The organism is Photobacterium toruni (assembly GCF_024529955.1).
GTDB lineage: Bacteria > Pseudomonadota > Gammaproteobacteria > Enterobacterales > Vibrionaceae > Photobacterium > Photobacterium toruni.
Genome location: NZ_AP024854.1, coordinates 1,003,929 through 1,016,878 on the forward strand (window position 1 = coordinate 1,003,929; position 12,950 = coordinate 1,016,878).

Consider the following 12,950-nt stretch of genomic DNA (forward strand, 5'->3'; position numbering starts at 1 on the left):
AATGATTTATCCATGGCAACAAACTTTGTGGCACAACTGGCAGCAGTTGCTTGAGCAACGACGTTTACACCATGCTATTTTGTTATTAGCGGCAAAGGGCAGTGGGCGCGGTGTACTGGCACGACAATTATCAAAAACGGTACTTTGCCAAAACTCACAAACAGAGCCTTGTGGTATTTGTCATAGCTGCCAATTATTTGAAGCTGAAAACCATCCTGACTTTCATGTTATTAAGCCAGAACAAGATGGTAAGCAAATTGGTGTTGATGCCGTTCGCCAATGTAACCGTTGGGCAGTTGAGACATCACACTTAAATGGACAGCGGGTTATTTTAATTGAAAATGCTGATTCTTTGGGTGAAGCTGGCGCAAATGCGATATTAAAAACATTAGAAGAGCCACCTGCTGGGTGCCAATTTATTTTGACGGCACAAAGTTTAGATCGGTTATTACCGACAGTAGTGAGTCGTTGTAATAAATGGCGTTTAAACCCACCTCAAGAAGATAACGTTAAACGGTGGGTTGAAAGTCAGCTGCATCAATCTATCTTTTTAGAAAGTGTACGGCTTAACAATGGTGCGCCATTAGCAACATTGGCATTTATTGAAAGTGGTTTAGATATTCGTTATGGCCATTTAGTTAAAGCGTTTACTGAATTTGTACAGCCGCCTCATATTGGTATTTATGATGTAGCAGCGATGTGTACCGCTGATGGTATTGTGACATTACAATTGCTCAGTTATTTTTTGGTCGATTGTTTAAAATGGCAGCAAGGGGTGACGCAATATCTTGTTCATCAAGAATCGTTACCCGCCGTTGACGTTGTCGCTACCACGATACCAACAGCATTATTGTTAGAGCAAGTTCGTCATCTTAATAACTTACATCGCCAATTAGCGAAACATACTGGGCTAAATATTGAGTTGTTAGTGGTTGAGTGGTTAAGCGGATTTATTGGTAAGTAACCTTTGCCATTAGTATTACCGTTATGAAATGAGTATAAGAATAAACAAGAGGAAAGCCTGTGTTAGTCGATTCACATTGTCATCTTGATAAACTTGACTATGACAAATTACATACAGGGATTGATGATGTATTAAATAAGGCCAAGGAACGTGGCGTTGAATATTTTCTATCGGTAGGGGTGACGTTAGCCGCTTTCCCTAAAATGATGGAAATGATTGCACCTTACGATAACGTGTTTGCATCATGCGGTATTCATCCGTTAGATGTAGAATCAGGTTATGACTCTGAACAGTTTAAAGCTTATGCGCGCCATGAAAAAGTGGTTGCGATTGGTGAAACGGGGCTTGATTATCACTATCAGCCTGAGACTGCAGAACTGCAGCAAAAACTGTTCCGTGAGCAAGCACGTGTGGCGGTTGAATTGAATAAGCCGCTAATTATCCATACTCGTATGGCGCGTGAAGACACGATGCGTATTTTGCGTGAAGAAGGCGCAGAGAAGTGTGGTGGTGTATTACATTGCTTCACTGAAGATTTGGATATGGCATTAGCAGCGATTGAGCTAGGCTTTTATATTTCAATCTCTGGTATTGTGACATTCAATACTGCGAGCGATTTGAAAAATGTGGTGAGTAAGTTACCACTAGATCGCTTATTGGTTGAAACTGATTCGCCATTCTTAGCACCCATTCCATACCGTGGTAAACAAAACCAACCTGCTTACACGCGCGAAGTGGCTCAATATATTGCGCTATTAAAAGGCGTATCGGTCGAGGAAGTGGAACAAGCGACTACCAAAAATTTCTTCACGTTGTTTTCATTAGCGAAACAGTAACGCACAGTTTTGGTCTGATATTAAAGAGAAGCTCTTTGGCTTCTCTTTTTTTGTCGCAGGAAAGAGGCTGGTGGTTGATGTGATATTTCTAAATGGTTGTAACAAACTACAATTCCCTGTTGTTGTTGTTGGGGGCTACAGATGAAATTCATATTACAGATGGTATGTGGAATTGGCGGGTAATTTCGTCGATATAGACTGATATTGGTGAAGTTAGTTGTAATGGAATCACTTGGTAATTATAAGTGAGTTAATCAGCCGCCTAATTGCGACGTAGTAATATATAATCTTAGGTACACCAATCCAAATTCATTGAAGTGTTTACCCTCCGTATATCCTTAAAATCCAGATACAAAAAAGCCCCGTATTAACGAGGCTATATCCCTTCAAGCAGGGCATGTCATTTCTGACGCATGTTACTACTCGCCCATATGGACTACGCCGTGGTCTTAATCCCTTCAAGCAGGGCATGTCATTTCTGACAAGAAAAAATTCTAATACATTGAATTATAAAAGGCAAGTATTCATTCAAACAAGCGTTTTAAACACGAGAAAAATTTATAAATAAAGCAATATAAATGCCAATTAATTTATAACCTATAATAATCAATAGATTAAATAAAATATATTTCTGTTGGCATGAATATTTCCGTAAACTTAGAAAAACAAATGTTAAATTTATGTTAAATATTAAAGATTGTGAATACGGTAGTGGTTTACATGTATATTAAATGGTTTTTCAGTTTATTATTTGTGTAACGGTATTTTTAAAGATGAAAAAATTGAAAGCTGACATTTTTACCGGAATTTTAATACCTGATAAATTAGGGTATGCCCCAACGAAACCAGTTCACTAACCACCTCAACCCGCATTGCTGCATTTAGTAAACTACTACTATTGAACCATTCAAAGACACCAACTTAAATTCCAATAATTACAGCCGCAATAATTCTACGACGCGCGGGGATTCACTGTAGGAAATGACGAATGAAGTGGTCAAGACTGATGGTTTAAAATTAGAAATAAAAGTAATGCATTATTATACCGCTAAATAGGTAAGTAGTTCATTATGGCTATTTAGTGTCAAAAAAAATAGAACGGTTTAATTATGACCAAACTATATTTCGCTTTTATGCGTGTTTTTATTATGCCGAATATTCATATAGGTAACCTTTAATAATTTCCCAATAATAAGAAAATAGCACTTCATCTTTTAACTACGTTGAATATGACTTTGTAATTTAAAGTGGACTATTAATTAAAATATCTAGGTTACATTGTGTTACTTAGGTTTCGTTTCTGTAATAAAAGTTTTATTAAAATTACTTTTTTTTGGTTTTATTATCAGTAATTTACGGCTCGTAGCTGTATCTATGTGATCAATGTTCTATATTTGGCATGTTATTTAAGTATATTCTGGAAAAATCGGTCAAAAACGAGCAATATTACTATCATGGTTATGCTTGTTAAGAATGCTTTAATAAATTTATTCTTATAAAGAGCTAAAACTAAATTTATTAAAGTAGATAAACATTGTATATAACATTTAATTATACCAATTAAATTAATGAGTTATTCCGTATACACCAGTGAAGATTACTATATTTACTGGTGTCGGTTTGAAATATGAAGGAAAACAATATGTCGAATGGCAATAAATCCTCAGCAGAGAGAATCCTTGAAGGGGTTGGTGGTGCTGCTAACATTAAGTTTCTGACGTGCTGTGCAACACGTTTACGTTTTGAATTAAACGATAACTCAATTGTAGATAAAGCTGCATTAGATGCTATTCCTGAAGTAATGGGTTGTGTTCCTCAAAGTGGCGAGCGCTACCAAATTGTTGTTGGTGGCGGTGTTGCGACGATGCATAGTGCACTGCAACAGTTAATTGAAAATAGTAAAGCAAGCGGTTGTGCTGATAACACTAAAACTGAAACTAAAGCAGCATCAAATGATGATGTAAAAGCATCACTACGTTCAAGTGGTGTTCGCGGTAAAGTTGCTTGGGTTGATGGTTTCTTTGAATACCTTTCAGATTCATTCCGTCCCATTTTAGGTATTTTACTTGGCGCATCGTTAATTATTGCTTTATGTGCAGTATTGGATGCGTTACACGTTGTTGATTTTAGAGGTGATAAGTCTGCAGGTTGGATCTTCGTCGATTCAATGTGGCATTCTGTATTCTACTTCTTGCCAATTATGGTTGCTTACAATGCTTCTAAAAAGCTGAAGGTTGACCCTTGGTTAGGTGCGGCAATCATGGGCGCGTTAATGACGCCTGATTTCCAAAAATTAACGTCATTAGCATCAACATCATCAATTAAAGATGCAACTTTAGGTACTGTCTCTCACGTTGCTCACGTGTTTGGTTTACCTATGCAGCTGAATGATTACTCTGGTAACGTATTCGTTCCGTTGATCATGGTTGCTGTATTAGCACTTGTATACCGCTTCTTAAAGAAAATCATTCCTGACAACCTACACATGGTATTTGTACCATTCCTTTCTTTGATCATCATGATCCCGCTAACTGCGTTCTTGATTGGTCCATTAGGTGTATGGATTGGTACTTACTTAGGTCTTGGTCTAGCTTGGTTAAATACGCATGCACCGTTTGTGTTCGCGATTCTAATCCCATTATTGTACCCATTCCTTGTTCCATTGGGTCTACACTGGCCACTAAACGCACTAATGTTAATGAATATTCAAACATTAGGTTATGACTTCATTCAAGGCCCAATGGGTGTGTGGAACTTTGCATGTTTCGGCGCAACAGCAGGTGTATTGTTGATTGCTCTTCGTGAAAAAGATGCAACGATGCGTCAAACAGCTTCTGGTGCATTAGCTGCAGGTTTATTTGGTGGTATTTCAGAGCCATCATTATACGGTATTCACTTACGCTTTAAGAAAGTATACCCACGTTTACTTGCAGGTTGTTTAGCCGGTGGTGTAACGCTAGCAATTCTTAGCTCTATGTACGGCAGTGTTAAAACTCACGCGTTTGCATTTACGTCACTATTAACTATTCCTGTGTTCCACCCAATGTGGGTTTACGCAGTATCAATTGCGGTTGCTTTTGTTGTACCGATGGTTCTGATTTTCATCTTTGATTATCGTACTGCGGAAGAAAAAGCAGAGCACAAAGAATAAGCTTAATTGCGATTGGCTATGCTTTGTACTATAAAATAAACAGAGAGGTATATTAGCTCACCTCTTTATGAAAATCCCACGATGAAAGTCGTGGGATTTTTTTTATTTATAAAATAGATGAAATTTCATTTTTGACGATATTTTTAAAGATTATTTTTTGTTGAATAGTATTTAGAGGGCGTACAGGCTAAACATCGCGAATGCTGTAAATAATAATTTGAATGCGTTAATTGATGACAGATTAGAACGACTAAATTATCTCGATAGCCAGTTTATTTTGAGGTGTATTTTAATCAGTTGTTGGGGAGATAACGTAATTGGAGGTAATATTTATGTCTTTTATATGATTTATAAATTAGGCGCTGAATTTTGTATGAATTATTATGCGGGAGTTTAAATGAGGAATATATGACAAACTTTTAACAAATATTACTTATTATTCATGTTACATAGGTTACAAAGGTTACTTATTGGAGAAGATATAAATTGTTAAAAAAGGTGATGCTTGTGTTTTTTTAACCTTTTAAATCATTATGTTGTGATTTTATGGTGGCGTTTTAGTGCATTTGTTTCATTGTGATCTGTATTATAGTTTGGAATTATACTTTATTACCTATTAGTAATTTTGATAGCCATCAAGTTATATTACTCGTCGCATTTTATACTAATGCCTGAAATAGTACTGAATAAGTATTAGCAAATGACTACGGGGGTATGTCGCTAATGCTTAGTATTATTTCAATTTAATATACTCAGGAGCTAACAATGTTCACTAACGCAATGACTATCATGGTCATTGGAGCTGGTCTCTAACTGCGAAAGTGTTCATCACCTGCTTATTTGTTTTTGAATATGATTTAGAAAAAGAGACAAAGTAACGTCTCATATTTATTTCATCGACAAGTGTAGAGTCATCTCAAGGAGACAAGGTAATGAAAGCCTTTTTCAGTAAGTTATCTCAAGCTGTAATGCTACCGATAGCCTTGCTACCAGCTGCTGGTATTATGCTAGGGCTTGGTGGTAGTTTTACTAACCAAAGTATGATTGAAGCGTACCAAATTGGTATTTTGCAAGACGGAACACTTTTAAATAGTTTCCTACAGGTTATGACCGCAGCTGGCGGTATCGTCTTTGCAAACTTACCACTCATGTTCGCACTCGCTATTGCTATCGGTTTTGCTCGTGCAGAAAAAGGTGCTGCGGCACTGGCTGCTACCATTGCATACCTTGTAATGAACGTTGCGATTGCAAAAACACTGACTGTTGCTGGTATGGTTGATACCACTAACAACACCGTGATATTAATGGGTACTCATTATGCTGGCGTACTAGCTGATGTACTTGGTATTCACAATACACTGAGTATGGGTGTATTTGGTGGTCTTATTGCTGGTGGTATTACTGTTGTGCTTCACAATAAATACCATGCTATTAAGTTACCTGAATTTTTAGGCTTCTTTGGTGGCGCACGTTTCGTACCAATTATTAGTGCATTCTCAGCATTATTTTACGGTATCGCATTAGTATTTATCTGGCCATACATCGGTGCTGCATTTGGTTCTATCGGTGCAATGCTTGGTGAGATGACGGCTTCAGGTCACGGTTACATTGCTTCGTTTATTTTCGGTATTATCGAGCGTGCATTGATTCCTGTTGGTCTACACCATGTGTTCTATCTTCCATTATGGCAGACAGAAATTGGTGGTACTGCTGAAATCGCAGGTCAAGTATTTAAGGGTACGCAAAATATCTTCTTTGGCTCTTTAGCGAACGGCGATTACTCTCAATTCTCTTCAACTAACTTTATGACGGGTAAATTCCCATTCATGATGTTTGGTTTACCAGCAGCTGCTTATGCAATGTACACTGTTGCAGATAAAGAAAATAAAACAGCGGTGGGTGGTCTATTATTCTCTGTTGCGCTAACAGCGTTCCTAACAGGTATTACTGAGCCAATCGAATTTACGTTCTTATTCTTATCTGCACCACTTTACTACTTCATCCACGTGCCTCTAGCTGGTCTGTCATTTATGATCATGGACTTGTTACAGGTTAAAGTGGGTATGACATTTAGTGGTGGTTTCATTGACTTCGCTTTATTTGGTATGTTGCCAGGTTTAACGGGTACTGAAAACCATTGGTACTACATTCCACTACTTGGTTTAATTTACGGCCCTGTATACTTCTTCTTGTTCCGTTGGTTCATTCTGAAGTTTGATGTGAAAACACCAGGTCGTAAGGGCAGTGCAGTAGCCGTTGTTCGTAAGCAAGATTACCATGCATCAAAAGCGGCTGGTGGCGCAAATGATTCTCAAGCTGATGAGATGATTGAAGCACTTGGCGGTAAAGAGAATATTGTTGATGTTGATGCTTGTATTACACGTTTACGTATCACTGTTAAAGACGGCGATTTAGTAAAAGATAATCAATACTGGACTGAGCATTTAGGTGCAAAAGGGTTAGTGAAGATCGGTAATACAGGTATTCAAGCTATCTACGGTGCACAAGCTGCAGGCTTTAAAACGCAGATTAATGCAAAACTAGGTAAGTAAGAATACAAATGAGCTTTAAATTGAAATACCGACGTATCGGTACCTTCATGATTGATATGGCAATTGTTCAGATGTTTGCGATGGTTGGTCGCGATATTTATCTTGGAATTATTGCTTATATCTCTAACGGTACAGGCGCGACGCTTTCGTTAAACGATACCATGGCATTACCTGCATTATTGTTATTGTTTATGGGATTAATGTTGTTATTTATTGGGGTCTTTATGGGCTATCAATGGATCTGTTATCGTTTATTGGGTACGTCATTATCACGTTACTTATTAAGCGTACAGGTAGTAGCAACTGATGAGCAGCCGTTGACGAAACAACGTTACTTAAAGCGTGAATTTAATAAAATTTACCTTTGTGTCGCAACGTTGGGGTTATATCCACTTTATTGTGGAGCTCAATATTTAGCTTTTTCAAATCCGCCTTGGCATGATCGTACCAACCATACGACCGTTGTTGAACGTTGATTTAATTCTGCCTTAATACAGATCGAACCTAGAAGCCGCAGTTATTTCATATTAATGAAGTGCTGCGGTTTTTTTATCTGATGATTTTGGGTGTGGTATATAACCCCAACTCTATTAATTAAGTAGCCATCTTGTCAATGTGTTAGGTTCTTTATTGTTTTTGAGGGTATTTATTGTCTTCGTGGATGATGATTGTAGGGAATGGCGAAGGAAGGATTAGATTAAGTCAAAAACCAGCACAAGGCTGGCTATGACAGTAGGCGTGATACTTATAAAGAGATAAAGAACAGAATCAAAATAGGTACAAGCAAACTTAAAATAAAACCACTAACGATTGCTATTGGTACACAACGAATACCACCACTACTTTGAATAACAGGCAGCGTAAAGTCCATGGCTGTTGCACCAGCATAACCAATTGCCGTATTTGGATAACGATTGATTAATAATGGAATCATAATAAGTGCTAATATTTCACGTAAAAGCTCATTTAAGAATGCAGCACCACCATAAATACTGCCTAAACCATCACCAATTAAAATACCTGCTAATGAATACCAGCCAAAACCTGAGGCCATTGCTAAGCCATTATTAATCGGAATATTGAGTAATAACGCAGCAATAACGCCACCTAATAATGATGTTACTAAAATTACACCAGCAATGATGATGCCTTTTTTATTGAGTACAATTTGTCGAAGCGTCATGCCACTGTTGCGAAGTTGAATACCAACAAAAAATAGCAGTAATAATAAGATGTTTTCACTAGCTTGCTCTACCCACGATAAATCGACGTTTAATAGTAGCCCTACAATTAATCCTATTGCGACGACAATGACTAATTTACTCGATTCTAACATCATTTTGACTAAGGGAAGTTTGCGGTGTGCATGCGATGTTGGTGTTGGCCATAAACGATCTAGCCATGGTAAAGCGAGTAGGTTACATACCGAAATAGAGATAAAAAAGGTGAAGGTATATAACAAGATTTGGCCTAAATTCTGACTAAGGTTATCAAGCCCTGCCAAACTTAACCCCATTAAGGCTAAAATCACTAATACTAAGCGACTGGTTTGAGTATTAATAAACTCAAGGATATTGGTTTTTTTTATGGGGATTAAATACCCCAGCACCAGTGGTAGAAAAATCAGCAGAATCCCTGATAACATATTTATCCTTAATGTATAAAACTGCGTTGAAGTAGTCTTCTAAAGACTTAAATACAATGCTGTTGTAACAACATCATAATAAGTGATTAAAGATTAAGCGTTTGATTTGTGATGAATATAACATAATCAAGCAGAAAGAGTATACATATCAACAGGAAGGAACGTAGTTAAAGTATCTGAAAAAGTGTGTGAATATGTGTCTAAACGTATCGTCTAACGAGGGAATTAGACGAACGTTGATGCTTTATAAGAAAAGCAGCTATTGGTATCAAATTCCACAGTTGTGAGTGATCTGTTTTAATTGCTCTTCAAATTCCAATGCTGGCATATTAGTTAATTCATACATGACTTCAGCACCAGTAAGATCTAATTCTATTTCATGTTCATGGATAGCGGCATCATTTGCTTTAAACAGCAGTAGATGATGTGCCATACGAGCAATAGTTAAATAACTAATATCACCGGTATGATGAGGCGTTGTTGCGTTGGTTGCGACAGCGATATAATCGGCATCAAAGCCCCATTGGTTGAGAACAATGTGACTGGTTAATGCACAGTTATCCTGAAAAATATACTTGGCAATATTAAAATCAAGATAATTTCCTTGCTCAATAAATTGTGAATATTCATTAATTAAGCCAAATAAACCAATGTCGGCTAATAAACCTGTTAACAGTGCTTTTTCTGGCTCAAGTTTAAGTGGCTTATTACTATATAAATGCATTTTTTGACAAATAAGTGCCATGGTTGCTGCAAACTGACGTGAATGGTGCGCACTATTTTTAAGTAATTTATTACATTCAATATTTTCAATAGTGGTGTTTTTTAATGAATAAATTATTTGAGCTGTAATAATATCTCTAATTCGAATAATACCTAAACGCGATACTGCAGTAAGGATATTGTGACAGACAATATTACGGCGATTAAATATTGCAGAGTTAGCAGTTCGAATAATGTTGGCTGTTAATACTGGATCGTCGATCAATAAGTTCGCGACATCATGTACGGTTGTTTCAGGATTTTCACATAAGATATTCAATGTTAATAGAGTATCTGGGATGGAAGGCAAAGTTAACCTATTATAGCGTGCTGCTTTTTTGATGGAATAACAAAGGTTCGACTGAATAGCACGAATATGGTGATGGTTATTGGCTTCTAACCAAAAAAAAGATAAATGTGACATTGAATAATTACAGTGGTAAGAGGTGTAATCAGTTTACGCATTGTTACATAATGTACAAAGTACGACCTGCTGTTTTTTTGACATAGTTAACGGTTAGTACAGCGAATAAGGGCATTATTTTAAATTATTAATTAAGTAAGGATATTGCAATAGTTGTAATAGATAGTTAATTGTCATATCTGCGGTTTTATAATGGATTAAAGACTGCTTATATTTTATATCTATGGGTAATATTTCTAGCCAGCGTTGACAAACCCAAGTGGCATTTTGAAAGCTAGGTCTTGGATAATATTGGTTAAGTTCTGGCATTGATATAAATAATAAGTTGAGTTTGTCGGCGAGTAATTGGCTCTCTGCATTTATTTTAATTGCTGGCCAATTATGACGAGATTTATAAGTGGCAGTCAGTAATTTGTCATGAGCCATGGTAAGTGTAGAGACTGAAATTTTATTAATACCTTCAACGACTATCTCTAATAATCCACTATGAAAAGTATGAAAGTCGACAATTGAAACCGTTGTTGCGATAGCTGGGATGTTGGTCACGGTTTTAGGCGAGCTTTTCTTTGCAATCATCCCCAATGCGAAAGGCTGATTGTGTGTTATTGCTTCCGTTACCATTCTCATATCACAGATTCTTGAAATAACAAGTTTTAGCCGCCCACCGGGTAATAAATGTTCATTGTGAGGTAATAATGCGATGGTATTCATAGTTTATCCTTGCTGTTTTAGCGTCACTTACAAGAAACCTTATTAAGGTTAGCACTATATATTTAATTGAGGGTAAGTATAAAAAAGGGCTAATTGTTAATTTGTTTCATAAATTTTCGACTAAAAATATGCGAGCAATCTCATATTCGAATGCTCGTTGTATCATCTGTTGCTGCTATGGGCATAGAATGATTCGTCAAATGATTGACACTGACAATAATAAATATTTGAAGTGTTTTTAGTTGTTATGGATAATATCTGGAGCATGAGTTATGACATTAATAAAAGATGATTATTTGAATTATTTAGCTAAATTTGGTCAGCAAGAAAAACGATCAATGTTTGGTGGTACGGGTATTTTTATTAATAGCGCCATGTTTGCAATCGTAACGCCGAATTCAATGTATATTCGCGGAGGGGATGAACTTGATGAAAAATTAATTCATTCTGGTTGTGAAAAGTTTAGACATGTAAAAAAGAGTAAAACGGCTACTGTTAATTATTATGAGATCAATAAACTATTTTTAACCGATCAATCGCAATGTGATTTATTAGTGAAAGAATCAATTGCCTTTTCTTGCCGCGATAAAAATATTAAATCTTCTGCTGAAAATCGTCGTTTACGTGATTTACCTAATATGCGTTTAACACTTGAACGTATGGTAAAAAAAGTCGGAGTATTAGATGTTGATACCTTTTTTAATGTCGGGGCTGTGAATGTTTTTAAGCGTGTATGTGAGCATAGTGGACAGGAATTAGATTACAAATTGTTATGGATCTTTGCCGGTGCGATTCAAGGGGGACATTGGCAGTTATTAAGTGAAGAGCATAAACAGCAATTATTAGATGAGTATCGCCAACAAATATATTAACTCGTATAGCTAGTTGATAATATAAGTATATCAAGCGGATATAGCTGAGAATAAATGAATTTTTTGCTATGCTGACAAAAATTATGTTGTCATGGCTAATGTATGCAATTATCTAAATTATCAGGTTCTGTTCTTTCTGGATTACACTGTTTTTTGATTGCCGCAGATCAAATGAGTTTTACGCGTGCCGCTGAGATTTTATGTTTAACACAAAGTGCTGTGAGCCATAAGATTAAGAATCTGGAAGATATTTTAGAGGTTCAATTATTTATACGGCAACATCGAAAATTAGTATTGACTGATGAAGGGCAGCGTTTAAAGCAAGTATTAGCCTCTAATTTTGGTAATATTATTCATGAAATTCGTGATTTAAAAAGTACAGATCTTAGTGGTGATCTTACTGTTTCAGCACCACCTACTTTTGCACAAACATGGCTAGTTCCTCGTTTAACATCTTTTATTGATAAATATCCTAATTTGCGGATTCATTTACGCACGAGGAATGATTTAGTTGATTTTCAAATTGAAAGTTATGATTGTGCCATTTATTTTGGGAATGGTATTTATCCTAATTTAGCCGTAGATAAATTGCTTGAAGAAACTATGTTTCCCGTGTGTAGTCATGATTACGCACTCAAAAATGAACTCTATAATCAACCTGAAAATTTGATGTACTGCTTATTATTACATGATGCTGCGCCATGGGCGAGAGCTGGTAGTAATGATGAGTGGCAATTTTGGGCTCAACATTTTAACGTAGCATTACCAGAGAATAGCTGTACTTTTGATCGTGCTGATTTAGCGATTAAAGCGGCAACAACAGGGATGGGAGTCGCGATGGCAAGACAATCTTTTGTTTCAGAGCAGTTGGCGACTGCTCGATTAGTTTCCCCTTTTGATATGACAATGAGTTCTGCACATAGTTATTACGTTGTTTGTCGTCAAGATATGCAAATGTCTCCAAAAATAAAAGCCTTTAAAGATTGGCTTATTAGCGAGATTAATGTGTAAATATAATCCCATTATGATCAAA

The 12,950-nt window shown here is 36.5% G+C and carries 10 protein-coding genes; 7 read left to right on the forward strand and 3 right to left on the reverse strand.

The features are described 5' to 3' along the window. The first annotated feature begins 1 nt into the window (after position 1). From holB to OC457_RS04970, 5 genes are all read left to right on the forward strand, one after another. Positions 2-964 (forward strand): DNA polymerase III subunit delta', encoded by a 963-nt coding sequence (gene holB, locus OC457_RS04950; RefSeq protein ID WP_080173588.1) that lies wholly within the window; start codon positions 2-4, stop codon positions 962-964. A gap of 59 nt (positions 965-1,023) precedes the next feature. Next, on the forward strand, positions 1,024-1,800 hold the full coding sequence (locus tag OC457_RS04955) for a TatD family hydrolase (RefSeq protein WP_045031351.1): 777 nt from the start codon (positions 1,024-1,026) through the stop codon (positions 1,798-1,800). Positions 1,801-3,442: 1,642 nt separating this feature from the next. Next, a complete protein-coding gene (locus tag OC457_RS04960; protein ID WP_080173590.1) occupies positions 3,443-4,951 on the forward strand; it encodes a PTS transporter subunit EIIC in 1,509 nt (502 codons plus the stop codon). A 932-nt stretch (positions 4,952-5,883) separates the two neighbouring features. Then, positions 5,884-7,503, forward strand: coding sequence for a PTS transporter subunit EIIC (locus OC457_RS04965; protein ID WP_080173592.1), 1,620 nt, complete (start codon positions 5,884-5,886; stop codon positions 7,501-7,503). A gap of 8 nt (positions 7,504-7,511) precedes the next feature. Beyond that, positions 7,512-7,979: an RDD family protein gene (locus OC457_RS04970; protein WP_080173594.1), complete on the forward strand. Its 468-nt coding sequence runs from the start codon at positions 7,512-7,514 to the stop codon at positions 7,977-7,979. Between the two features lie 269 nt (positions 7,980-8,248). On the opposite strand, the gene OC457_RS04975 is transcribed toward OC457_RS04970, so the two are convergent. The 3 genes from OC457_RS04975 to OC457_RS04985 all read right to left on the reverse strand — a co-directional run bounded on the left by OC457_RS04975 (position 8,249) and on the right by OC457_RS04985 (position 11,045). Continuing rightward, on the reverse strand, positions 8,249-9,148 hold the full coding sequence (locus OC457_RS04975) for a lysine exporter LysO family protein (RefSeq protein WP_080173596.1): 900 nt from the start codon (positions 9,146-9,148) through the stop codon (positions 8,249-8,251). 268 nt (positions 9,149-9,416) lie between these two features. Next, positions 9,417-10,334 carry an HDOD domain-containing protein gene (locus OC457_RS04980; protein ID WP_080173598.1) on the reverse strand — a complete coding sequence of 306 codons (918 nt, stop codon included), beginning with the start codon at positions 10,332-10,334 and terminating at the stop codon, positions 9,417-9,419. A gap of 114 nt (positions 10,335-10,448) precedes the next feature. Next, the gene (locus tag OC457_RS04985; protein ID WP_080173600.1) at positions 10,449-11,045 is read right to left on the reverse strand and encodes an LON peptidase substrate-binding domain-containing protein; all 597 of its coding nucleotides are present in this window, start codon (positions 11,043-11,045) and stop codon (positions 10,449-10,451) included. A gap of 272 nt (positions 11,046-11,317) precedes the next feature. On the opposite strand from OC457_RS04985, the gene OC457_RS04990 reads away from it, so the two are divergent. Together OC457_RS04990 and dsdC are read left to right on the forward strand one after the other, a co-directional pair. Continuing rightward, on the forward strand, positions 11,318-11,917 hold the full coding sequence (locus tag OC457_RS04990) for a TfoX/Sxy family DNA transformation protein (protein ID WP_080173601.1): 600 nt from the start codon (positions 11,318-11,320) through the stop codon (positions 11,915-11,917). A 102-nt stretch (positions 11,918-12,019) separates the two neighbouring features. Beyond that, positions 12,020-12,928, forward strand: a complete 909-nt coding sequence (gene dsdC, locus OC457_RS04995) for a DNA-binding transcriptional regulator DsdC (protein ID WP_080173603.1) — start codon at positions 12,020-12,022, stop codon at positions 12,926-12,928. Positions 12,929-12,950: the final 22 nt, after the last annotated feature.